Origin of the sequence: Acetobacter sp. (assembly GCF_047723915.1) — a bacterium.
Lineage (GTDB): Bacteria > Pseudomonadota > Alphaproteobacteria > Acetobacterales > Acetobacteraceae > Acetobacter.
Window position 1 is genome coordinate 280,539 of the sequence record NZ_JBDOBQ010000001.1, and the last position, 22,834, is coordinate 303,372.

Annotated in this window: 19 protein-coding genes; 4 read left to right on the top strand and 15 right to left on the bottom strand. The window is 61.2% G+C overall.

Annotated features, from left to right (window positions below):
* Positions 1-405 precede the first annotated feature (405 nt).
* The 12 genes from ABF990_RS01295 to ABF990_RS01350 form a co-directional block, all read right to left on the bottom strand.
* Positions 406-903 carry a type II toxin-antitoxin system RatA family toxin gene (locus tag ABF990_RS01295; protein ID WP_415499863.1) on the bottom strand — a complete coding sequence of 166 codons (498 nt, stop codon included), beginning with the start codon at positions 901-903 and terminating at the stop codon, positions 406-408.
* On the bottom strand, positions 903-1,877 hold the full coding sequence (gene lipA / locus ABF990_RS01300; RefSeq protein WP_415490056.1) for a lipoyl synthase: 975 nt from the start codon (positions 1,875-1,877) through the stop codon (positions 903-905). Before lipA ends, ABF990_RS01295 begins: the two co-directional genes overlap by 1 nt.
* A 131-nt stretch (positions 1,878-2,008) precedes the next feature.
* Positions 2,009-3,421: a dihydrolipoyl dehydrogenase gene (gene lpdA, locus ABF990_RS01305; protein ID WP_415499862.1), complete on the bottom strand. Its 1,413-nt coding sequence runs from the start codon at positions 3,419-3,421 to the stop codon at positions 2,009-2,011.
* A 28-nt stretch (positions 3,422-3,449) separates the two neighbouring features.
* The gene (locus ABF990_RS01310) at positions 3,450-4,712 is read right to left on the bottom strand and encodes a pyruvate dehydrogenase complex dihydrolipoamide acetyltransferase (protein ID WP_415490059.1); all 1,263 of its coding nucleotides are present in this window, start codon (positions 4,710-4,712) and stop codon (positions 3,450-3,452) included.
* Between the two features lie 11 nt (positions 4,713-4,723).
* Positions 4,724-6,082 (bottom strand): pyruvate dehydrogenase complex E1 component subunit beta, encoded by a 1,359-nt coding sequence (locus ABF990_RS01315; protein WP_415490060.1) that lies wholly within the window; start codon positions 6,080-6,082, stop codon positions 4,724-4,726.
* A gap of 6 nt (positions 6,083-6,088) precedes the next feature.
* Positions 6,089-7,099 carry a pyruvate dehydrogenase (acetyl-transferring) E1 component subunit alpha gene (gene pdhA / locus ABF990_RS01320; protein WP_415490061.1) on the bottom strand — a complete coding sequence of 337 codons (1,011 nt, stop codon included), beginning with the start codon at positions 7,097-7,099 and terminating at the stop codon, positions 6,089-6,091.
* Between the two features lie 121 nt (positions 7,100-7,220).
* A complete protein-coding gene (gene moaC / locus ABF990_RS01325; protein WP_415490218.1) occupies positions 7,221-7,649 on the bottom strand; it encodes a cyclic pyranopterin monophosphate synthase MoaC in 429 nt (142 codons plus the stop codon).
* A 49-nt stretch (positions 7,650-7,698) separates the two neighbouring features.
* Positions 7,699-8,559, bottom strand: coding sequence for an indole-3-glycerol phosphate synthase TrpC (gene trpC / locus ABF990_RS01330; RefSeq protein WP_415490062.1), 861 nt, complete (start codon positions 8,557-8,559; stop codon positions 7,699-7,701).
* Positions 8,560-8,576: 17 nt separating this feature from the next.
* Positions 8,577-9,686, bottom strand: coding sequence for an anthranilate phosphoribosyltransferase (gene trpD, locus ABF990_RS01335; RefSeq protein ID WP_415506451.1), 1,110 nt, complete (start codon positions 9,684-9,686; stop codon positions 8,577-8,579).
* A 4-nt stretch (positions 9,687-9,690) separates the two neighbouring features.
* Positions 9,691-10,287 (bottom strand): anthranilate synthase component II, encoded by a 597-nt coding sequence (locus ABF990_RS01340; protein ID WP_415490064.1) that lies wholly within the window; start codon positions 10,285-10,287, stop codon positions 9,691-9,693.
* Positions 10,288-10,346: 59 nt separating this feature from the next.
* The gene (gene trpE, locus ABF990_RS01345; RefSeq protein WP_415490065.1) at positions 10,347-11,894 is read right to left on the bottom strand and encodes an anthranilate synthase component I; all 1,548 of its coding nucleotides are present in this window, start codon (positions 11,892-11,894) and stop codon (positions 10,347-10,349) included.
* A complete protein-coding gene (locus ABF990_RS01350; RefSeq protein ID WP_415490066.1) occupies positions 11,891-13,807 on the bottom strand; it encodes a peptidyl-prolyl cis-trans isomerase in 1,917 nt (638 codons plus the stop codon). Before ABF990_RS01350 ends, trpE begins: the two co-directional genes overlap by 4 nt.
* 235 nt (positions 13,808-14,042) lie before the next feature.
* On the opposite strand from ABF990_RS01350, the gene tpiA reads away from it, so the two are divergent.
* The 4 genes from tpiA to kdsA all read left to right on the top strand — a co-directional run bounded on the left by tpiA (position 14,043) and on the right by kdsA (position 17,817).
* Positions 14,043-14,783, top strand: coding sequence for a triose-phosphate isomerase (tpiA, locus tag ABF990_RS01355; RefSeq protein ID WP_415490067.1), 741 nt, complete (start codon positions 14,043-14,045; stop codon positions 14,781-14,783).
* A gap of 26 nt (positions 14,784-14,809) precedes the next feature.
* Positions 14,810-15,205 (top strand): preprotein translocase subunit SecG, encoded by a 396-nt coding sequence (secG, locus tag ABF990_RS01360; protein WP_415490068.1) that lies wholly within the window; start codon positions 14,810-14,812, stop codon positions 15,203-15,205.
* A 141-nt stretch (positions 15,206-15,346) separates the two neighbouring features.
* A complete protein-coding gene (locus ABF990_RS01365; RefSeq protein ID WP_415490069.1) occupies positions 15,347-16,981 on the top strand; it encodes a CTP synthase in 1,635 nt (544 codons plus the stop codon).
* Positions 16,978-17,817 (top strand): 3-deoxy-8-phosphooctulonate synthase, encoded by an 840-nt coding sequence (kdsA, locus tag ABF990_RS01370; protein ID WP_415490070.1) that lies wholly within the window; start codon positions 16,978-16,980, stop codon positions 17,815-17,817. Before ABF990_RS01365 ends, kdsA begins: the two co-directional genes overlap by 4 nt.
* A gap of 102 nt (positions 17,818-17,919) precedes the next feature.
* On the opposite strand, the gene gyrB is transcribed toward kdsA, so the two are convergent.
* From gyrB to dnaN, 3 genes are all read right to left on the bottom strand, one after another.
* Positions 17,920-20,361, bottom strand: a complete 2,442-nt coding sequence (gyrB, locus tag ABF990_RS01375; protein WP_415499861.1) for a DNA topoisomerase (ATP-hydrolyzing) subunit B — start codon at positions 20,359-20,361, stop codon at positions 17,920-17,922.
* A gap of 102 nt (positions 20,362-20,463) precedes the next feature.
* Positions 20,464-21,606, bottom strand: a complete 1,143-nt coding sequence (gene recF / locus ABF990_RS01380; RefSeq protein ID WP_415490072.1) for a DNA replication/repair protein RecF — start codon at positions 21,604-21,606, stop codon at positions 20,464-20,466.
* 76 nt (positions 21,607-21,682) lie between these two features.
* Entirely contained in the window at positions 21,683-22,804 is a 1,122-nt protein-coding gene (gene dnaN / locus ABF990_RS01385; protein ID WP_415499860.1) for a DNA polymerase III subunit beta, read from the bottom strand.
* Positions 22,805-22,834 lie beyond the last annotated feature (30 nt).

A 22,834-nucleotide genomic window follows, 5' to 3' on the forward strand; every position in this document is an offset into this window, starting at 1 on the left:
GGCGGCATCGGGCGCCAGAACCCCAGTTCCAGCCGCAATAGTCGGTTCATTGCTGTCGGGCTGCCTGACCGGTGGCGGAGCGGCTGCGTGTTGTCTTGCGTGGATAAGGCTCTCTGTATTCAGTTTTTCGGTCTCGGTGGGCCAAGGCCGCGCAGTATCTCTTGGGCAGGATTGAGCGCAGGAGCGTATCTGCTGCGCGGGTAAGCCGGGGTGCCCCGCGGCCAGGGCCGAGAATGGAAACACCCCGATGATGAGTGCCGCCAGCGCGCCAATACGGACTGTCATGTGCCGTCTCCCGTTTTTCTGCCTGTGTGCCGCCCTGCCCTTTGCCTGTATTGATGGGGGTGCAGGCATTGCCATTCTGGCAGCGAGTGCGGTCATGGCTGTATAAAAGAGGCCGAGCGGTCAGGTTGCAGTCTTGCGGTCCACAAGAGTGGAAGCGGAAGATGTCGGTTGCGTCGTCAGCGCCACGGGCGGGCCGTAAACCTCGCGCGCGCGTTTGAGGAACGCGGAGACCATAAGTCTTGTCGCCTCTGTAAAAACCACACCGATCGCAGCTTGCAGAATGCGTGAGTTGAACTCGAAGTCGACAAAGAATTCGACCTGGCAGCCACTCTCATGCGGAACGAATGTCCACAGATTACGCAGGTAACGAAACGGCCCGCGTTCATATCGTACGGTAATGGTAGATGGCCGGTCCAGAGTCACGCGGGACGTAAAACTCTCCCGGAATGGACCGAAGCCGATTGTCAGGTCCGCGACCAGTTCGGTCGTGGTGCGTGAGCGCACGCGCGCGGCCACACACCACGGCAGAAAAGCAGGATAATGGCCGACATCGGCCACAAGGTCGAAAATCTGGTCAGGCCGGTAAGGCAGAACACGCTTTTCTGCGTGTTTTGGCATCAGTTCATCTCCTTCAAGCGCGCGTTACGGGCCTGTCGGAGTTGAGCGAAGTCACTGTCGGCATGATAGGACGAACGCGTAAGCGGGCTGGAGCTGACCTGCAAAAAGCCCTTTACGCGTGCCATCGTGCCGTAATCCTCGAATTCGTCAGGGGTCACAAACCGCGCCACGGCTGCATGTTTGACCGTGGGCTGCAAATACTGCCCCATGGTTATAAAATCCACATCGGCTATGCGCAGATCATCCATGACCTGGGCGAGTTCCATTTTTTCTTCCCCCAGACCGAGCATCAGCCCTGACTTGGTAAAAATGGTCGGGTCAAGCTGCTTGACCCGGTCCAGCAGACGCAGCGACTGATAGTAGCGTGCGCCCGGCCTGATTGTCGGATAAAGGCGTGGAACGGTTTCCAGATTGTGGTTGAAAACATCTGGCCGCGCTTCAACAACGACTTCTAGAGCATTGTTTTTACGTAAAAAATCTGGCGTCAGGATTTCGATCGTGGTGTCGGGTGCGGCGGCGCGGATAGCACGGATAACATGCGCGAAGTGTAACGCGCCGCCATCGGCCAGGTCGTCGCGGTCGACCGATGTAATCACGACATGACGCAGGCCCAGCCTGGCCACGGCCTCGGCCACGCGGGCAGGTTCGTTCTCATCCAGCGCAAGAGGCAGCCCGGTGCTGACATTGCAGAACGCACAGGCACGGGTGCAGATTTCACCCATGATCATCATGGTCGCATGTCGTTGCGACCAGCATTCCCCGATATTCGGGCACGCAGCTTCCTCGCACACGGTCACGAGCTTGTTGCTGCGCATCAGGGCGCGGGTTTCATGGTAGACGGGGTGATTGGGCGCCTTGACGCGGATCCAGTCCGGCTTGCGGGCGATCGGGTTGTCGGGCCGGTGCGCTTTTTCAGGGTGGCGGGGTTTTTCTGCCCCTCCCTTACGATGATCGATCACGACACGAGTAGACATGACTTGGCCCGCTTTTATCAAAGACACACACACACAGAACTGGAGCGCTCCCGCCTTCGCGTCAAGGCGCGAAAGCCCGGTACGGGTGTGGGTATCATCACACAAGTGAGATGATACCCCGTTCCACCGGACTAGAAGTGTAACGCACCGCCATAGGCCGCCAGAACAGCCTCGTGCATGGATTCAGAAATAGTGGGATGGGGGAAAATGGTTTCGGCCAGTTCGGCCTCTGTCAGTTCCCCGGTACGGGCTATGACGTAACCCTGCACCATCTCCGTTACTTCCGCCCCGATCATGTGGGCTCCCAGCAATTCACCGGTCTTGGCGTCGAACACGGTCTTGATCAGCCCGACTGGTTCCCCCATGGCCAGAGCCTTACCGTTCGCCATGAGCGGGAACTTGCCCACCCTCACGGCATACCCTGATTCCCTGGCGCGTGCCTCCGTGTACCCGACGGACGCAATCTGCGGGCGACAATACGTGCAGCCGGGAATTTTTGTACTATCGATGGGATGCACGTCTTTGCCGGCAATGGCCTCAACACACATGACCGCTTCATGGCTGGCCTTGTGGGCGAGCCATGGCGCCCCCGCCAGATCGCCGATGGCATAAACACCGGGCTCTCCCGTGCGGCACAGCGCGTCGGTCACGACATGGGTGCGGTCGACCTTGATCTTTGTGCCTTCCAGCCCGATGTTTTCGACATTGCCCACGATCCCGACGGCGGAGATAACCTTGTCGACCGTGATGTCTTCGGTCTTGCCATTGATCTCGACCGGAACGGTAACTGTGTCGGAATTTTTGCGCAGGGCCCCGACCTTGGCGCCGGTTATGACCCTAATGCCCTGTTTTTCAAATTCTTTTTGGGCAATAGCGCTGATTTCCTCATCCTCTACGGGCAGGATGCGGGGGGCGACTTCCACCAGGGTCACGGCGGAGCCCATATTCCGATAGAAAGAGGCGAACTCCGTCCCGATAGCCCCGGAGCCAATCACCAGCAACCGTTTGGGCAGGTCGTCAGGCACCAGGGCTTCGCGGTAGGACCACACCAGTTTGCCGTCCGCTTCCAGCCCCGGCAGGGCGCGTGCCCGCGCCCCCGTGGCAAGAATGACATGTTTGGCGGTAAGGCCGATTGAGGCCGCACCTTCCTTACTGACAAGAACCTTGCGTCGCCCGGTCTTGTCTACCCCATCCAGTTTGCCAAACCCTTCAAAAACAGGGACTTTGGCTTTTTTAAGCAGATGGGACACGCCTGATGACAATTGCTTGGAAACTGCCCTCGACCGGGCAATTATTTTTTTAAAATCAAAGCTTACCTGCTCGGCTTTGAAGCCGTAGCTATCGAGATCGTGCAGCAGGTGGTTGATTTCGGAGGCGCGGAGCAGTGCCTTGGTGGGGATACATCCCCAGTTCAGGCAGATCCCCCCCAGATGTGTGGCTTCCACCACCGCAACGGACAGCTTGAGCTGTGCTGCGCGCAGGGCCGCAACATAGCCGCCGGGTCCCCCGCCGATGACAAGAATGTCAAAATCGGTTTGGCTCATGGTATCGGTTTCTCCACAGCAGGCCGTATCACAGCACAAGAGAGAGCGGTGACTGGACCGCTGCCTGAAATGCGGAAAGCCATTTGGCGGCCGTCGCGCCATCCACGGCCCGGTGGTCCACGGACAGGGTTACTGTCATGACGGTTGCGATCTTCAGTTCGTCATTCACCACCACAGCCTGCTTTTTCCCTGCCGCGATAGCAAGAATGGCCGCCTGGGGAGGATTGATGATGGCGTTGAAGTCCTTGACGTCATACATGCCCATATTGGACAGCGAGAACGTGCCGCCCTGAAATTCCTCGGGCTTGAGCTTGCCTGCCCGCGCGCGGGAGATCAGCCCTTTGGCTTCGAGGCTGATGTCTTTCAGGCTCTTGCGGTCAGCCTGACGGACGATGGGCGTAATCAGGCCATCGTCCAGGGACACGGCAATGGAGATGTCTGCATCTTCATGCAGGATCATCGCCTCATCCGTGTAGGTGGCGTTCACCTCGGGAACACGTTTGAGTGCGACCGCCGCAGCCTTGATCAGCATGTCATTGACCGACAGCTTGAAGGCATTCGGCCCCTCGGCGGGAGACAGGGCGTTCATCTGGCTTCTCAGCGCCAGAAGGGCATCCAGCTGCACATCCGCAGAGACGTAGAAATGCGGAACGGTCGCCTTGGATTCAGCCAGCCTGCGTGCAATCACCTTGCGCATGGTCGTGTGCGGTATGGTGCGGCTGCCCCCCGGTACGGGCGCCGGGCTTGCCTGACCTGCCTGGGCCGGTGCGGGCACTGCTGTTTCCACATCGTGTTTGACAATCCGGCCGTTTGGGCCGCTGCCTTTGATGGTGGACAGATCCAGGCCCTTCTGGCGGGCAATACGACGGGCGAGCGGCGAAACCGCAAGACGCTTGCCGCCTGTCGCCTCTGCTACGGCTTTTGGCTGTGCAGCGGCGGGCGTGGCTGTTGCGGCGGGTGTGGGGGCCGCAGGTGCCGGGGCAGAAACGCTTTCAGTCGACGATTGCGCTGCCTTGGGCGTGGAGGACGGCTTTTCGGGCACAGCCTCACCTTGCGCGACCAGAATGGCAATGGGGGCGTTTACGGCAACACCCTCGGCCCCTTCGGGCACCAGGATGCGGCCAAGAATACCTTCGTCCACGGCTTCGACTTCCATCGTCGCCTTGTCGGTCTCGATTTCGGCCACAACGTCACCGCTGGCGATGGCATCGCCTTCTTTTTTCAGCCAGCGCGCCAGCTTGCCCTCCGTCATGGTCGGAGAGAGAGCGGGCATCAGAATTTCAGTCGCCATTATTCAGCACCTCAGATCAGACCCTGCACGGCTTTGACGACGTGCTGGGCATGCGGCAGGGCCAGTTTTTCAAGATTGGCGGCGAATGGCATAGGCACATCCACACCAGCGACCCGGGCGGGAGGCGCGTCCAGCCAGTCAAAGGCGTGTTCGATGACCTGCATGGCGACTTCGGCCCCGATCCCCGCGAAGGGCCAGCCTTCTTCCACCGTGACGAGGCGGGATGTCTTTTTCACGCTTTCGACAATGGTGGCTGTATCCAGCGGGCGCAGGCTGCGCAGGTTGATGACCTCGGCCTCGATCCCCTGCTTTGCCAGTTCTTCCGCGGCTTCCAGTGCTGTGCCCACGGCAATGGAGAAGGCAACGATGGTTACGTCCTTGCCAGCGCGTTCGATCTTGGCCTTGCCGATTGGCAGGATAAAGTCTTCATCGACCGGGCACGGGAATTTGTGTCCGTACAGGATTTCGTTTTCAAGCACGATAACCGGGTTAGGATCACGGATAGCCGCGCGCAGCAGGCCCTTGGCATCGGCCGAGGACCAGGGGGCCACGACCTTCAGGCCGGGAACATGCGCATACCAGCTTGCGTAGCATTGCGAATGCTGCGCCCCCACGCGTGATGCCGGTCCGTTGGGGCCACGGAACACGATGGGGCAGCCCATCTGTCCACCGGACATGTACAATGTCTTGGCGGCGGAGTTGATGATATGGTCAATGGCCTGCATGGCGAAGTTCATGGTCATGAACTCGACAATGGGCTTCAGCCCCGTCAGGGCGGCGCCCACGGCCATGCCGGTAAAACCGTGTTCGGTAATGGGCATGTCGATCACGCGTTGCGCGCCGAATTCCTGCAACAACCCCTGGGAGACCTTGTAGGCGCCCTGGTACTGCGCGACTTCCTCGCCCAGCAGGAACACGTCCGCATCGTGGCGCAGTTCAGCCGCCATTGCATCACGCAGGGCCTCGCGCACGGTAATGTCCTGGGTCTCGCCCCAGTCTTTTTCGGGCTCGGCCGTCACGGATGCTGCGGGTGCTGCAGGAGCGCTGGCCGTAGCCGGAGCTGCAGCGGGCGTGGGGCTGGCTGCCGGTGTCGGCTGCGCGGGTGTGATGGTTTCGGGCACGCTTTCGCCTTCGGCCACAAGAACCGCGATCGGTGCATTGACGGCAACACCTTCGGTCCCTTCGGCGACCAGGATGCGGCCCAGAATGCCTTCGTCAACGGCTTCGACTTCCATCGTCGCCTTGTCGGTCTCGATTTCCGCCAGAACATCGCCGCCGGATATTGCGTCGCCCTCTTTTTTCAGCCAGCGCGCCAGCTTGCCCTCTGTCATGGTGGGAGAGAGGGCGGGCATCAGAATTTCAGTAGCCATGATCGGTCAAGCCTCCAGAACGACATCTGTATAAAGTTCAGAAGGATCCGGTTCGGGGCTTGTCTGGGCGAACTCCGCCGCGTCGTTGACGATTTCCTTTACCTTGACGTCCGTGGCCTTCAGGGTCTCTTCCTCCACGCCAGCGTCGAGCAGCACCTGTTTGACGTGCTCGATCGGGTCGTGATTTTTGCGCACTTCGTCGACTTCTTCACGGCTGCGGTATTTGGCGGGATCGGACATGGAATGGCCACGATACCGGTAGGTCATCATTTCCAGCAGGTAAGGTCCCTTCCCTGCCCGGCAATGAGCCACGGCTTCCGCGGCGGCTTCATGCACGGCCGCGACATCCATGCCGTCGATCCGGCGACCGGGAATGCCCCAGGGCTCGCCATTGCGGAACAGTTCGTGGGCGGCGGACGCGCGCTCGATGGACGTGCCCATGCCGTAGCGGTTGTTTTCGATCACGAAAATACAGGGCAGCTTGTGCAGGGCGGCCAGGTTGAAGCTTTCGTAGACCTGACCCTGGTTGGCCGCGCCGTCGCCAAAATACGCAACCGAGACTTCGTCCGTGCCGCGATATTTGTTGGCGAATGCCAAGCCGATACCCAGTGCCACCTGAGCGCCCACAATGCCATGACCGCCATAGAAATTCTTCTCGCGCGAAAACATGTGCATGGACCCGCCCTTGCCGCGGGAATAGCCGGTTGCACGGCCGGTCAGTTCGGCCATGACGCCACGCGGGGTCATGCCTGCCACCAGCATCTGCCCATGGTCGCGGTAGGAGGTGATCAGCTTGTCACCGTCACGCAGCGCCATCTGGATACCGACGACGACCGCTTCCTGCCCGATGTAAAGATGGCAGAAGCCGCCGATCAGGCTCATTCCGTAAAGCTGGCCCGCTTTTTCTTCAAAACGGCGGATCAGCAGCATATCGTAATAGGCGCTCAGAAACTGTTCACGGGTGAGGGAAGGCCCGTTACTGCCGGTTTTTTCAACCTGTTTAGCGGTTGTGTCCATGTATGGATCCCTTACTATACATAGTCATGTAATGTGACAGCTCACTTTGCAATGGACAAGGCAGGTTTTTCGTCCTGCTTTTATTGTGAAATGGAAGAAGTCGGTTCTTGGTGCCGCGCCTTTATCTGGCGTTATATTCTCCAGACTGTCCCCCGCTTTTGTGTAGCAGTCTGATGTTGTCAATGTGCATGCCGCGATCCACCGCCTTGCACATATCGTACAAGGTCAGCGCCGCGACAGACACGGCCGTCAACGCCTCCATTTCCACACCGGTTGCGCCAGTTGTTGTAACAATTGCCGTTATCGCGATTTTGTCATCCGCTGGCGCAAGGTCGATGCTGACGCTGCTCAGGCTGAGCGGATGGCACAGGGGAATAAGATCGGCGGTTTTCTTTGCCGCCATGATCCCCGCGATCCGTGCCGTGGCGATCACGTCCCCCTTGGGCAGGGTGCCCGACAGAATCAGCCCCAGTGTCTGGGGCGATAGTGTCACGTCACATGTTGCCACCGCTTTGCGGCGGGTGGCTGTCTTGGCGGAAATGTCGACCATCCGCGCGTGGCCTGCCGCGTCAATATGGCTCAGCCGGGAGCCTGACACGTCAGCCCTGCCCCAGAAGCTGCCGGGCGGCCTCACCCGGGTCGGGCTGGCGCAGCAGCGATTCCCCGACCAGAAATCCGGTCACGCCAATGGCGGAAAGCTGTTCGACCTGCGCGTGCGACTGGATACCGCTTTCGGAAATGATAATCCGGTCCGGCGGCACCAGCGGTGACAGACGGATCGTGGTCTCGATATCCGTCGTCAGGGTCTTGAGATTACGGTTGTTGATACCGATCAGCAATGTATCCAGCGCCAGGGCGCGGTTCAGTTCATCCTCGTCATGCACTTCCACCAGCACGTCCATGTCCAGTCCTTTGGCATGGTCGACCAGTTCAAGGGCCGTTTCGTCGGACAGGATGCTCATGATCAGCAGGATGCAGTCTGCCCCGATCATGCGGCTTTCGTACACCTGCCACGGATCGAGAATAAAATCCTTGCGCAGGACCGGCAGCGAACAGGCCGCCCGTGCCGTCACCAGATCGTCGTTTGAGCCATGGAAGCAGGAGCTTTCCGTCAGCACGGAAAGGCACGCGGCCCCGGCCTGTTCATAAGCATAGGCGATCTTGGCGGGGTCGTAATGTTCCTGCAGGATTCCAGCGGATGGAGACGCCTTCTTGATTTCGGCAATCAGGCCCACGGCCCGGTCGGCGGCTTTTTCCTTCAGCGCGCGTCCGAAGCCGCGCGGGGCTTCCTTATGCTCCTGCGCCTTGGCAATGATTTCCTTGAGCGGAAGCAATGTGGAGCGATGTTCGACTTCAAGCTTCGTGCGTGCGCAAATTCGCGAAAGAACATCTGGCAGTTCGTCAGCCTTGCCACCCGCTGTTGCGGCGCAGGACGCGACTGTAGAGGGTATGTCGTTCATGATGATCCTGTCATGTCTCAGGCGTGTGCGTCCGACACGGGCGAACGTAAACCGTTGAGCACCGCCAGGGCGGCACCATTGTCCAAGGAACGTGCGGCTTGGGCCACACAGTCTTTCAAAGCCGACGGATCAATACGCCCGTCATGCAAAATTGTGGCCCGTCCGGCAACGTGCAAGGCGCAGGCGGCGTTGAGCACAACCGTATCACGATAAGCGCCGGGGGCACCGCGCAGCAACGCTTCGAGCGCTTGCGCATTGTGCTGCGCATTGCCCCCTTGTATGTCACAGATCGGCGCGTATGCAAGACCCGCCATTTCCGGTTCGATACAAAAACGAACAAGGTCGCCTTTTTCAAGGGCCACGACATCTGTGGGGCCTGCCAGCGTGATCTCGTCGATGCCGCCGTACCCGTCTTTCGGCTGCCCGCACACGGCCCATACGCACTCCGAACCGAGCTGGCGCAGAACGTCGGCAATGGGGTAGAGCCACTGGGCTGAAAAAACCCCCAGAAGCTGACGCTTGACCCCGGCTGGATTGACCAGGGGCCCGACAAGGTTGAACAGCGTCGGCAGGCCGAGTGCCCTGCGTACGCCTGCCGCATGGCGCATTGCGGGATGGTGGTTGGGGGCCGCCAGGAAAATGGCATGGCACTCACGCATCTGCCGGGCCAGTTCCTCCGGCTTGTCAGAAAGGGGTACGCCCAGCGCCGTCAGCACGTCTGACGCGCCCGAGAGGGACGACACGGCACGGTTGCCATGTTTGGCCACCGGCACCCCCAGCGACGCCAGGACGAACGCCACAGCAGTGGACACGTTGAGCGTGCCGTAATTGTCGCCCCCCGTCCCGCAGATGTCGATCGCGTCCGCCGGCATGTCCGGCACGGCGTGCATCCGGTGGCGGAGGGCTGTCACGGCACCCAGAAGTTCGTCCTGAGTTTCGCCCTTGACGCGCAGGGCCATCAGGAACGCGGCAATACGTTCGGGTGCTATGGCGCCATCCATAATGACCCCGAAAGCGGTCTCGGCCTGGGTCGCACTCAGTGACTGACGTTGGGTCAACTGTTCAAGGATGGTGGAAAAAAATCCGTTCCCCGTGTCCTGGCCGTCAAGCTGTCCGGCAACTGGCATGGTGCTAGCCATGAGCCGGCGCGGCCTTGGCGGTTTGGGCGATGGTCAGGAAATTGCGCAGCAGATCGTGCCCGTATTCGGAGGCAATGCTTTCCGGGTGGAACTGCACGCCCGAAATGGGGTGGTGGCGATGGCGCACCCCCATGACAACCCCGTCCTGTGTCCAGGCTGTTACTTCAAGCTCGGGCGGGATGCTGGCCGGCTCCAGCGTCAGGCTATGATAGCGCGTGGCCTTGAAAGGGCTTGGAAGGCCGGCAAACACATCCGTCCCGTCGTGGTAGACAGGGCTGGTCTTGCCGTGGGTAGGCACAGGTGCGCGTACGACATGTGTGCCGAAAACCTGCCCGATGGCCTGGTGGCCAAGGCATACGCCCAGCAGGGGGACTTTTCCCGCCGCGGCAGTAATCAGGTCGCAGCAGATCCCGGCTTCGTTGGGTGAACATGGGCCGGGAGACAGCACAATGGCGTCGGGCGCAAGGGCAAGAGCCTCATCCACGCTGAGCGCATCGTTCCGCACGACATGGCATTGTGCCCCCAGTTCACCCAGGTAGTGAACGAGGTTGAAGGTAAAGCTGTCGTAGTTGTCTATCAGGAGGATCATAGCAAAAGAATGGTCCCATACAGCGCGCTGGTCAAATAACGTGGAAAAAGCGGACCGTGCTAGCCCCGGCCGGCCGCCGCCTGTTGCAGCGCCGCCTCCGCCGCCCGGAAAACCGCGCGCGCCTTGTGCTGCGTTTCTTCATATTCCTTCAGCGGCACGCTGTCGGCAACCACGCCGCAACCGGCCTGCACATGCATTGTGCCGTCTTTGACAACGGCCATGCGCAGGCCGATGCAGGTATCCATGTTGCCGTCCGCACCGAAATAACCGATGCACCCGGCGTAAGTTGCCCGTCGGGTCCGTTCGACCTCGTCAATGATTTCCATGGCGCGGATTTTCGGCGCTCCGGTCAGGGTCCCGGCGGGAAAAGCGGCGATAAGGGCATCAAGCGCTTCCAGTCCCGGGCGGAGTGTTCCCTCCACGTTCGAGGAAATATGCATGACGTGGCTGAACCGTTCGATAACGAATTTTTCCGTTACCTTGACCGATCCGGGTATGCTGACCCGGCCTACGTCGTTCCGGCCAAGGTCGATAAGCATCAGATGCTCGGCAATTTCCTTGTCATCGGCCAGCAGGTCGCGCTCAAGCTGCCTGTCTTCTTCGGGGGTCTTGCCTCTTGGGCGAGTGCCAGCCAGCGGGCGCACGGTCATCTTGCCATCGCGCAGCCGCACCAGGATTTCGGGAGATGAGCCGACAAGGGAAAAATCGCCAAAATCCAGGTGGAACAGGAACGGTGCCGGGTTGATCCGGCGCAGAGACCGGTAAAGCGCCATGGACGACAGGGGGAATGGTGTCGAAAAACGCTGGCTCGGCACAACCTGAAACGCATCGCCGGCGGCGATGTAGTCCTGTATCCGTTCGACAACCGCGCAGAATTCAGACTGGCTGAATGTGGAAGTCGGTACGACGGGGCCGACGGTGTCAGGCACTGGCTGTTCGCATACCGGCAGGGCACCGGCAAGGCATGTGCGTGCATGCGCCAGAAGAGCGTTGGCTCGTTCCCACGCATGGTCTGCGGACTCATGCGCGGACGGACGGATGGGGGCTGCCAGTATCAGGTCGTCCGTCACGCTGTCGAAAATCGCGAACAGGCTAGGCCGTATCAGCACGGCTTCGGGCAGGTTCAGGTCATCGGGCGGGGCATCGGGCAGGTGCTCCATCTGTCGCACCATGTCATAGCCCAGATAGCCGAACAGGCCCCCGATCATGGAGGGCAGGCCGTCAGGCAGATCGATCCGGGTGTCGCGCACGAGCTGGCGCAGGTGTTCCAGCGGGCTGCCTTGGGGGGCGGGCACAGGGACGGCTTTGCCATCCGGCCCGGTCTGGAGGGTGAGTTGCCCGTTATGGCATGTCCAAATCAGGTCTGGCTTGAGCGCGATAACGGAGTAGCGCCCGCGTGAAATGCCGCCTTCCACGCTCTCGAGCAGAAGCGTATGTCGGCCAGAATCCCCGTTGTGATGCGCGAGCCTGAGATAGGCCGAAACAGGTGTCAGCAGATCGGCTGCCTCGACGGAAAATATCACGCTGGCGCGCCCGTCCTGCCAGGCCCGCTCACATTCCTCACGCGTGGGGGATGCAAAAGCCTGGGCTGCCAGGGTACGGTTCATGGCGTGGTTTCTCCGAAACCGGCTGCTGAAAGGGCTGCCGAAAGCCCTGCTTCATTGACGTGAGGGGGAACGCGGGTGCTAAGCGCCTGCAGATAGCTTGCAACGATATCTTCACTATCAGCCTGCGCAAGATCCTGCCGCAGTTTTTGCATGACCTGAGGCGGCGCCGGCGGGTCAGGCGTGAAAACGCGCGTGACCACAGCAACAAGAAAGCCCGTGTCATCTTCCGCCATGACCGCCTGCCCCGCTTTCATGCGCGGCAGGAAGGCCATGAGTTCCGCGGGAATGCCTTTGTTGGGCACGGCGAGCGAAAAGGTCGCGTCGTGCGTGACCTGTGCTTCGGGTAACGCCGTGGCGTTCAGGCTGCCGCCTGCCTTGGTCGTGACGTACAGGCCGGTCGCGCGCTGGTTTGCAACGCGGCGACGGTTTTCAGCCTGCCATGCGGCCAGAACGCTGGCCCGCGCCTGCTCGAAGGCGATCGGCCGGGACGGTGTGATGCTGTCTACATCGACCGCGAACCAGCCATTGTCAGGCCCCTCGATCAGGGTCGGGTTCGCGCCCTGCTTTTGCGCAAAAATCTGCTTGATCACGGCGTCGCGAAGCGGCCCCGCGGCAGGCAGCGGAGCAGCCTCGCCCGTGGCGGTCATGCCGTGGGCATCGAGCGTGCCGGCGGCTGCGACAGCCCCCAGCGTGTCGGGAATGGCGTTCAGCCCCTTGGCGGCAATGGCGTCCTGCAACGGCCGCTGCCGTTCAGTCACGACGGACGGTGCCACCGCCTTGCGGTATTCCTCCAGAATGTCCTTGCGTGCATCCGAGAACGGGGTGACGCGCGCGGGAGTAACCTTGGTGACCCTGAACACGGCCCAGCCAGCCTCGGTTTTGAGCGGGGCACTGACCTGATCGGTCGGGGCCTGGAAAACGGCTGTGCGCAGCGCGTCGGACGGAATGGTGGACGGGCGCGTTCCCGGCATGTCGACTGCTGCCGCCCCTTTGGCTGCGGCCTGCGCCGCCTGCCAGTTTCCGTCATGCTGCCAGGATGCACTGACAGTCTGGGCCTGTGCCTGGTCAGGGAACGTGATCAACTGGATATCGCGCGTTTCCGGCACGTTGTAGCGTGCGTTCTGTTCGTCATACACACGTTTGAGACGCTGATCGTCCAGTGTGATCGTATCCGCGACGGTTGTGGGGGACAGCACGACAATGCGCGCATGCCGTAGTTCGGGCGAACGGAACAGCCACGGATGGTTGGCATAATAGCGGCGCAGCACCGCGTCGTCCGGGGCGTCGGGCGTGGGTTGGGCTGCAAAGGGTATGCGCACGAAATCAATGGCATGGGTGCGCGCACCGTAGGCCACCAGACGCTGGAGCATGGTGCTGGACATGCTGCCCGACAGGGCCAGTGGCTGAAGCAGGGCACGGCTTGTCAGGTCATCGCGCACGATCTGGATCACGCGCTGTTCCGTAAGCCCCTGCTCGCGCAGCCGTTGGTTGAAAAGGGCGCGGTCGAACTGCCCGTTCGCGCCCTTGAAGTAAGGCAGGGTGAAAATTTCGTTCCGCACGGCGTCATCGGGTACCATCACGTTCATGGCGTGCGCGGCTTCGAGCAGTTCGCTCTGCCCGGTCAGGCGGTGGAGAATTTGCAGCGCCACCTGCCTGCGCATGATGGGGGAAAGCTGCGACGGATCGGCAACACCCATCTGCTTGACAATGCCGGGCATTTCCGCCCGCAGGGCCGAGGCCAGTTCGCCCGATGCAATCCGGTGCTGGCCTACGCGGGCTACGGTATCCGTTTCATCGCTCATGTAGCCGATGACGTCACCGACACCCCACCCCACGAAGGCCACGAAAACGACAATGGCGGTTACGCGGCCCAGCCACGATTCAACAAAAACTCGACGCAGGTAGGAAATCATCGATCCAGGGATCCGCAGCTTGTCAGAAACTATGCGATTATCATAATCAGGTGGCGCACCATAAGCGCAGGCGTGGGACTTGACCAGCCATAACAGTGCCGGACAGTCCAGCCCCCGCGGGCACTGCTTTTGTATGGGTTCGTGCGTTTATGGTTGGGACCGAATAGAACCGTCGGCCGATGCACGCCCCTGCTGGCGCGTGCTCCAGGCCCCGCGTCAAGGTGAGGATATGGGTATGAGCAGGCAGATGATTGTCGGCAACTGGAAAATGAACGGCCTGCGCGAATCCTCGCGCGAGCTGGTGACGGCGCTGGTGGCCGGCGTAACCGGGACCGGCCCCGATGTCGTGATCTGCCCGCCTTTCACGCAGTTGGCGTTGCTGGCTGACGGCCTGGCCAACACGCCCGTTGGCCTGGGGGCGCAGGATTGCCACCAGGCCGCTTCAGGCGCGCATACGGGCGATATTTCAGCTCCCATGCTGACGGAACTGGGCGTGACCCATGTCATTCTGGGTCATTCCGAACGCCGGCAGGGCCATGGCGAACTGGATGAAACCGTGCGTGAAAAGGCCGTTGCCGCGGCAAAAGCCGGGCTGACGCCCATTGTCTGCGTGGGTGAGACCCATGACCAGCGCGAAAATGGTGACTATGCCGATACGCTGGGCTGGCAGATCAAAGGCTCTCTTCCCGACGGGTTCTGCGGAATCGTCGCCTATGAGCCCATATGGGCGATCGGCACCGGACTTGCCGCGACCGAGGCCCAGATCGCTGAAACCATGACATTCCTGCGCCAGGAACTCGTGCGCCAGTTCGGAGAGGCTGGAAAAGCTATCAAAATCCTGTATGGAGGGTCCGTGAACGCCGATAACGCGGTTGCCATTCTTTCCATTCCCGAGGTGGCTGGGGCTCTGGTCGGTGGCGCCAGCCTGAAGGCGGATGCGTTTCTTTCCATAGTCGGCGCGGCTTCGGCTGGCTGATCTGCTGTACTGATCTGGAACCTGACATGACCACAGCCCTGCTGATCCTGCATTTTTGCGTCACCATTGCCCTGATCGGCGTCGTGCTGATCCAGCGGAGCGAAGGTGGCGGCCTGGGTATCGGCAGCAGCCAGGGGATGGGGGCGTTCATGTCAGGGCGGGGGACTGCCAACCTGCTGACCCGCACGACCGCGGTGCTGGCAGGGCTGTTCATGTTCCTCTCCCTTACTCTTGCCGTGCTGTACAAGGGGGCGGTCACGGGGGCCGGTCATGATATTCTGGCTGCACCGCCGCAGCAGGCTTCTGCGCCGCCTGTGGCACCCGCGCCTGTTCCCGCTCAGCAGCCTGCGTCACCCGCCGGTCAGGGCATTGCGGCCCCTGCCCCGTCTGCCGCACCGGCCCAGGCGCCTTCCAAGCCCTGATATGCCGATGCGCCACTCTTCCCGTCATGCGGTGCGAAGAGTGGCTTTCCTCCCGTCAACCTCCGCATGCCGAACCGCATGCGGAGGTTTTCGTTTGTTCGTCTTTACCCGCCCGGCCCTGTCCGTGTAGGAAGTGTGTTCATGACCCGATTTGTTTTTATCACCGGTGGTGTGGTGTCCTCTCTGGGAAAGGGCATCGCCTCTGCCGCTCTGGCCGCCTTGCTCCAGGCACGTGGCTACAAGGTTCGCCTGCGTAAGCTCGACCCTTATCTGAATGTCGACCCCGGAACCATGAGCCCATACCAGCATGGTGAGGTGTTCGTGACCGATGACGGCGCGGAAACCGATCTGGACCTTGGGCATTATGAGCGCTTCACGGGGGTGAATGCCTCGAGGGAAGACAACACCACCACCGGCAAGATCTATTCCGACGTTATCGTGCGTGAACGCCGGGGCGATTATCTGGGGGCGACTGTTCAGGTCATTCCCCACATTACCGACGCCATCAAGGATATTGTCGTCGCCAATACCGACGACCTGGATTTTGTGCTGGTGGAAATTGGCGGCACTGTCGGCGATATCGAGAGCCTGCCGTTTCTCGAAGCCATTCGCCAGTTGCGCAACGACCTGGGTGCGGACCAGACCATGGTGGTGCATCTGACGCTGCTGCCATGGATTGCCTCGGCTGGGGAACTGAAAACCAAGCCCACGCAGCATTCCGTCAAGGAATTGCAGAATGTAGGCATTCAGCCGCAGATTCTGCTGTGCCGTTGCGACAGGCCCATTCCCCCGACCGAACGGCGCAAGATCGCCAATTTCTGCAACGTCCGCCCCGAAGCGGTCATTGCCGCGCGCGACGTGGACACCATTTACGCCTGCCCCCTCTCCTACCATGCCGAAGGAATGGATACCGAGGTCCTGCGGTATTTCGGCCTGCCCCACACGGATGAGCCGGATCTGGCGAACTGGCAGAAAGTTGTGAACGCCATACGTCACCCCGATGGCGAGGTGCGCATTGCTGTCGTGGGCAAATATACCGCCCTGCTCGACAGCTATAAGTCGCTCAACGAAGCGTTGCTGCATGGGGGTATTGCCCACCGCGTCAAGGTCACGCTGGACTGGATCGATTCCGAGGGATTTGAGAAAAATCCCGCCAGCCTGGAAGGCAAGCTCGCCAGTGCCCATGGCATTCTGGTGCCGGGCGGTTTTGGCGAACGTGGTTCCCAGGGCAAGATCGAGGCCATTCGTTTTGCGCGTGAAAAGGGCATTCCGTTCCTTGGTATCTGCTTTGGCATGCAGATGGCCGTTATCGAATGCGCGCGCAATCTGGCTGGCCTGCCGGACGCGTCGTCAACCGAATTCGGCCGGACGGATGAACCTCTCGTAGGGCTTATGACCGAATGGGCCCGTGGCAACGAACGCCTGCGCCGGAGCGAAGGTGGCGAACTGGGCGGGACCATGCGGCTTGGCGCCTATCCTGCCAGTCTTGTGCCTGAGTCCCGTGTGGCTGAAACCTATGGCGCCACGTCCATCCGCGAACGTCATCGCCATCGGTACGAAGTCAACATTCATTACCGCGAGCAGCTTGAAAAGGCAGGGCTCAAATTCTCCGGCCTCTCGCCTGACGGAATTCTGCCCGAGGTTGTGGAATATCCCGACCATCCCTGGTTCATTGCCGTGCAGTATCATCCGGAACTGAAATCCCGCCCGTTTGCGCCGCATCCCCTGTTCGCCGGTTTTGTGGGAGCAGCGCTGGACAAGGCCCGGCTGGTATGAACCACGTCGTGGGCGCGTCTTTCGATATTGGCGGGCTGTCCGTTGGCAATGACAGGCCCTTTGTTCTGATTGCTGGCCCCTGCCAGATTGAATCCGCAGCCCATGCCATGGAAACAGCCGTGGCGTTGAAAGAGCTGTGCGCAGCCGCAGGCGTGGGGCTGATTTATAAAAGCTCTTTCGACAAGGCCAATCGTACCAGCCTGTCGAGTGCAAGGGGTGTAGGCATGCATGACGGGCTGGATATTCTGGCCCGTGTGCGTGAAAGTCTGGCCATACCGGTGCTGACGGACGTGCATGCACCAGAACAATGTGCTGTGGTCGCGCAGGCTGTCGATGTGCTGCAGATACCGGCTTTCCTGTGTCGCCAGACTGATCTTCTGCTGGCTGCGGGCAAGACCGGGGCTGCTGTCAATGTCAAGAAAGGCCAGTTTCTGGCCCCGTGGGACATGCAGCACGTCGCCGCCAAAATTGCCTCGACCGGTAATGCAAAAATCATGCTGTGCGAACGTGGAACCAGCTTCGGTTACAATACGCTGGTCAATGACATGCGTGGCCTGCCGATCATGGCGCAGACCGGCTGCCCGGTCGTGTTCGACGCAACGCATTCGGTCCAGCAGCCCGGTGGCCAGGGTGGCACGTCAGGTGGGCAGCGTGAATTTGCACCTGTGCTGGCGCGGGCCGCCCTTGCTGTAGGGGTTGCGGCCCTGTTTATCGAAACGCATCAGGACCCGGATTCAGCCCCTAGCGACGGGCCGAACATGTTGCCGATCAGCAGTCTGCCAGCCCTGCTGCGGCAGTTCCGTCAGATCGATCATCTGATCAAGGCAGGCGATTGAGGCGTATGGACTGATACAGATCGGGGCCGGATTTTGAACGGCTGCCGTATAGCCTGAAAGGCCGCCGGTTTTGCCGGCGGCCTTTTTTCGTGACCGGACGTTTTAAACGTCCAGGTTCGCGACTTTCAGGGCATTGCCGACAATAAAGTCGCGGCGCGGTTCAACCACATCACCCATCAGGGTTGTAAAAACGTCCCCTGCTTCTTCAAGGTCGCCCACGCGCACCTGCAGCAGCGTTCGCATGGCAGGGTCGAGTGTCGTTTCCCACAACTGGGCGTCATTCATTTCGCCCAGTCCTTTAAAGCGGTTGATCGCCAGACCGCGGCGGCCCTGTGCCAGCAGGCGGGTGAACAGATCCGCAGGGCCGCTCAGCCTGTGTTCTGTCGTGTCGGTCTTGAGCGCTACGCCCTGCCCGAAATCGGCCAGCAGGCGGGCATTCTGTGAACTGAGCCACCGGGCATCCGCGCCGGCCAGAACGCTGGGTTCAAACCGGTAGACTTCACCCACGCCGCGCACATTGCGGGCCACTTCCACCCCGTCGGCGCTGGCAACTGCTTTCCAGCCCCGTTCCGCCGGGGCGGAGGCGGCATCCAGGCGCTGCTGCAGTTCGGGCATGCGAAGCTGAAGGGCTTCAAGCTCGGAACCCAGCGCGCCGGCAAGAGCCGCCTGCTCCACCACCCAGGCGGGTACGCGTCCGGCAAGGCGGCCGATAACCTGGGCCGACTGCTGGATAAACGGCATGTCCTGCTCGAGCGTGTCGCCCTTTACGGTGCGGCCGTCGGAATACACGAAGCTCGCATTGGCGAGTGCCTTGTCCAGCAGGTAACGCTCCAGAGCAGCGTCGTCCTTGAGGTAGGTTTCCTCGTTGCCGCGCTTGGCGCGGTATAGCGGGGGCTGGGCAATGTACAGATAGCCGCGTTCGATCAGTTCGGGCATCTGGCGGAAGAAGAAAGTCAACAGCAGCGTGCGGATATGGGACCCGTCCACGTCGGCGTCCGTCATGATGACGATGCGATGGTAGCGCAGCTTGTCGATGGAAAAACCACCCTGCTCGGGCTCGCCCCGGCCGATTCCCGTACCCAGGGCCGTAATCAGCGTGCCGATTTCGGCCGAGCCCAGCATGCGGTCGAACCGGGCACGTTCAACGTTCAGGATTTTGCCCTTGAGTGGCAGAATGGCCTGAAAGCGCCTGTCACGTCCCTGTTTGGCGGTGCCACCTGCCGAATCACCCTCGACTATGAACAGTTCGGCCTGTGCCGGGTCGCGGGCCTGGCAGTCCGCCAGTTTGCCCGGCAGGGACGAGACGTCCAGAACACCCTTGCGGCGGGTCAGTTCACGCGCCTTGCGGGCGGCCTCCCGTGCGGAAGCCGCGTCAAGCACCTTGGCAATAACGGTCTTGGCTTCCTTGGGGTGGGTTTCGAACCAGTGGCCGATCATGTCGGCGGCAGCGGCATGAACCACGGGCTGCACTTCGGAGGAAACCAGCTTGTCCTTGGTCTGGGAAGAAAATTTGGGGTCCGGAACCTTGACGGACAGGACAGCCGTCAGCCCTTCGCGCATGTCCTCTCCCTGCAGGGACAGGGCGTCCTTTTTATTGGAAAGGCTTTCGGCGTATTTGCCGACGATCCGGGTCAGCGCCTGCCGGAAACCGGCCAGATGCGAGCCACCGTCACGCTGGGGAATGTTGTTGGTGAAGCACAGCATGGTTTCATGGAAACTGTCGTTCCAGCTCAGGGCAAATTCCACCCTGATCCCGTTATCGGTATTTTCCATGGAGCCGGTGATCGGGGGGGTAATCAGCGATGTGCGGGAGCGGTCGAGCCAGTTTACGAACGCTTCCAGCCCGCCTTCGTAAAAAAAGACTTCTTCACGGACGGGCTGCGTCCGGGCATCGCGCAGGATGATTTCAAGCCCCGAGTTCAGGAACGCGAGTTCGCGCAGGCGCCGCTCCAGAATCGTGAAATCGAATTCGGTCTTGGGGAACGTAGCCCCGCTTGGCTTGAAGGACACCTCCGTGCCGCTTTCCTGGTCCGAAGGGCCGACAACCTCAAGCGGTGCGACCCGGTCACCATGGGTGAAGCGGATAAAGTGCTCCTGGCCGTTACGCCAGATCCGTACATCCATCCATTCCGACAGCGCGTTCACCACGGCTGCACCCACGCCGTGCAGGCCGCCGGAGACCTTGTAGGAATTCTGGTTGAACTTGCCACCGGCATGCAGGCGCGTGAGCACCACTTCCGCGGCGCTGACGCCTTCTTCGGCGTGCATGTCGGTGGGAATGCCACGCCCGTTGTCACGCACGGTCACACTGCCATCGGCGTTCAGGGTCAGGATACAGCGGGAGGCAAAGCCTGCCTGTGCCTCATCGACCGCGTTGTCGATGATTTCGAAAGCCATGTGGTGCAGGCCGGACCCGTCATCCGTATCGCCGATATACATTCCGGGCCGTTTACGGACAGCGTCTAGTCCCTTCAGCACAGAGATCGAGGCGGCATCGTAATCGTCGGGGGCCGCCGATGGTAAGGGCTGAGAGACGTCTGTCATAAGAATGGTGTACTCCGCAAAAGGAAGAGCAAAAACCCTGCCCGTTCTTATACTCCGCCCTGCCCGGACCTGCCAGCACGCAACCCGCTTTTTAGCCGGGTTTTATGCCTGCTCGGGTAAAAACGCCCCGTGACCGAGCGTACGGAAGAGCGCTTTGTGGCGTAATGGCGCAAAAGGGGCTGTGTCGGTTCCGGTCAGGATGACGGTTGTGGCAAACCCCTGAAGCATTTCCAGCAGGGAGGTCCGGCGGGCCGCGTCGAGATGCACCAGCGGTTCATCCAGCAGCATCAGGGGCGGTGCCCCCCTGTGGTCCTCCACAAGACGGGCATGGGCAAGGATTGTGCCCATCAGGAGCGATTTCTGCTGTCCTGTGCTGGCCATCTCGGCGGATTGGCCCGAGCGCGGGTCGGTCAGTGTCATGTCGCTGCGATGGCTGCCAAGGCTTGCCCGCCCTTTTTCGCGGTCGGCAAACCGGCGCTGCTGGAACTGTTCGCGCAGCCAGTCCTCGGTCGCCAGCGCCGGGGCGCGAGCCAGATGCTCCGCTATCGCACAGTGCAGTTCAAGCCGCACGGCGGGAAAAGCCCCGAGCCCGTGCTGGGCGTAATGGTTGAGCTGGCGTACCGTATCGTGGCGGGCCGCGGTAACTGCTACGGCGTGGCGGGCCATGGATGCCTCCAGCCCGCCCAGCCATACATGTTCCGACGCGCGGGTTTGCAAAAGCCGGTTGCGCTGTGTCATGGCGCGGTCATAGGCCGCGAGTTCACGCGCATGCTGTGGCGTGACCGCCATGACCAGCCTGTCAAGAAAACGCCGCCGCCCCGATGCGCTCTCGCTGAACAGGCGGTCCATCTGCGGTGTGATCCAGACCGCGCTGATCGTCTCTTCTCCGCTGCCGGAGCCGCGACTGATCTTGCCATTGATCAGGAAAACCCGACGCGGGCCATTTGGCGCGGACTGCATGCCGGTGCCGATTTCAAGCCGGTCGTAACCGGTGTCTTGCCCGGTGCCGCGCCCTGTCTGGACATGGGCTGAAATGCCCCAGTCCTGGCTGCCATTCTGGCCCATTTGCGCCAGCGGCGCGGAACGCAGCCCACGCCCCGGCGCAAGGAGCGAAAGCGCTTCGAGCAGATTGGTCTTGCCGCTGCCGTTTTCGCCGGTCAGGACGAGCAGGGAGGATTCAGGCTGCCACGTCAGGCGCCCGTAATTGCGGAAATGCGAAAGTGTAAGTTTGAGCAGGCGTGGCATGGTCAGTCCAGACCGCCCCTTGCACCGGACATGGCAGGCCGGTGCAAGGGGGTGCTGGTGGCAGGCTCAGTCCCGTTCACACGCGCATGGGCATGAGGACATACAGCGCCGAAGGACTGTCCACATCCCGTACGATGGTGGGGGATGCGCTGTCCGCGAAGCAGAATTCCACTTCTTTTTCCACCTGGTCGGTAATGTCGTTCAGGTAGCGGGCCTGGAAGCCGATTTCCAGCGCTTCGGCATCGTAGGATACGCGGTTGTCGTCCAGTTCTTCCTTGGCAACACCCTGTTCGGGGCTGCTGGCTGAAAGCGTGAGCAGGCCGGGCTCAAGCGCGATCTTGACCGGGCGGGAACGTTCCTGGCTGATCGCTGCCACACGGGCTACGGCGTCGGAAAAGTCTTTCTTGCCTACCCGCAGAATGCGCGTGTTGCCGCGTGGAATGACCCGCTCATATTCGGGGAACGTACCGTCGATCAGCTTGGATGTCAGGACAACGGGCCCGGCCGTGAACTGGATACGGGTTTCGGACAGGGCAATGGCAACCTCCTCAGGCGCCTCGTCTATCAGCTTGCGCAGTTCGTTGATGGTCTTGCGCGGGATAATGACGCCCGGTATGCCGGAGGCCCCGGCCGGGAGAGCCGTTTCCATACGGGCAAGGCGGTGGCCGTCCGTCGCGACGGCGCGCAGGCGGGCCTCGCCATCCACATCGGCGGCGTGCAGGTAAATGCCGTTCAGGTAATAGCGGGTTTCTTCGGTCGAGATCGCAAAGCGGGTTTTATCGATCAGGGAGCGCAGGATACCCGATCCGAGCGTGAAACTATGGGGAAAGTCCCCTGCCCCCATAGACGGAAAATCATCCACGTTCAGCACGTTCAGGCGGGTGGCGTAACGCCCGGCGCGCAGGTGCAGGGGGCCGTCGCTGGACTGGTCCAGTTCGACGCTGACACCGTCTGGCAGCTTGCGTACGATTTCATACAGGACTGATGCGGGTGCGGTGGTGGCACCTTCCTGGATGACGGTCGCGGGAACATGTTCCACGACCTCGATTTCCATGTCCGTGGCTTTCAGGCTGAGCTGCCCGTCCGCTGCCTGGATAAGCACGTTGGCAAGGATGGGGATGGTGTTGCGTTTTTCCGCGACACTCTGGATATGGGCCAACGCCTTGAGCAGCGTCGCGCGCTCCGCCGAAAATTTCATGTAGTCCTCGTTCCCTGCACGGTCTGGCCG

Coding starts and splice junctions, on each gene's coding strand:
- ABF990_RS01365 (WP_415490069.1), top strand. CDS start 15,347: ATGACCCGATTTGTTTTTATCACCGGTGGTGTGGTGTCCTCTCTGGGA.
- trpC (WP_415490062.1), bottom strand. CDS start 8,559: ATGAACGACATACCCTCTACAGTCGCGTCCTGCGCCGCAACAGCGGGT.
- ABF990_RS01295 (WP_415499863.1), bottom strand. CDS start 903: ATGCCAAAACACGCAGAAAAGCGTGTTCTGCCTTACCGGCCTGACCAG.
- trpE (WP_415490065.1), bottom strand. CDS start 11,894: ATGAACCGTACCCTGGCAGCCCAGGCTTTTGCATCCCCCACGCGTGAG.
- lpdA (WP_415499862.1), bottom strand. CDS start 3,421: ATGAGCCAAACCGATTTTGACATTCTTGTCATCGGCGGGGGACCCGGC.
- ABF990_RS01340 (WP_415490064.1), bottom strand. CDS start 10,287: ATGATCCTCCTGATAGACAACTACGACAGCTTTACCTTCAACCTCGTT.
- dnaN (WP_415499860.1), bottom strand. CDS start 22,804: ATGAAATTTTCGGCGGAGCGCGCGACGCTGCTCAAGGCGTTGGCCCAT.
- lipA (WP_415490056.1), bottom strand. CDS start 1,877: ATGTCTACTCGTGTCGTGATCGATCATCGTAAGGGAGGGGCAGAAAAA.
- kdsA (WP_415490070.1), top strand. CDS start 16,978: ATGAACCACGTCGTGGGCGCGTCTTTCGATATTGGCGGGCTGTCCGTT.
- gyrB (WP_415499861.1), bottom strand. CDS start 20,361: ATGACAGACGTCTCTCAGCCCTTACCATCGGCGGCCCCCGACGATTAC.
- tpiA (WP_415490067.1), top strand. CDS start 14,043: ATGAGCAGGCAGATGATTGTCGGCAACTGGAAAATGAACGGCCTGCGC.
- ABF990_RS01315 (WP_415490060.1), bottom strand. CDS start 6,082: ATGGCTACTGAAATTCTGATGCCCGCCCTCTCTCCCACCATGACAGAG.
- pdhA (WP_415490061.1), bottom strand. CDS start 7,099: ATGGACACAACCGCTAAACAGGTTGAAAAAACCGGCAGTAACGGGCCT.
- recF (WP_415490072.1), bottom strand. CDS start 21,606: ATGCCACGCCTGCTCAAACTTACACTTTCGCATTTCCGCAATTACGGG.
- ABF990_RS01310 (WP_415490059.1), bottom strand. CDS start 4,712: ATGGCGACTGAAATTCTGATGCCCGCTCTCTCTCCGACCATGACGGAG.
- trpD (WP_415506451.1), bottom strand. CDS start 9,686: ATGCCAGTTGCCGGACAGCTTGACGGCCAGGACACGGGGAACGGATTT.
- ABF990_RS01350 (WP_415490066.1), bottom strand. CDS start 13,807: ATGATTTCCTACCTGCGTCGAGTTTTTGTTGAATCGTGGCTGGGCCGC.
- secG (WP_415490068.1), top strand. CDS start 14,810: ATGACCACAGCCCTGCTGATCCTGCATTTTTGCGTCACCATTGCCCTG.
- moaC (WP_415490218.1), bottom strand. CDS start 7,649: ATGGTCGACATTTCCGCCAAGACAGCCACCCGCCGCAAAGCGGTGGCA.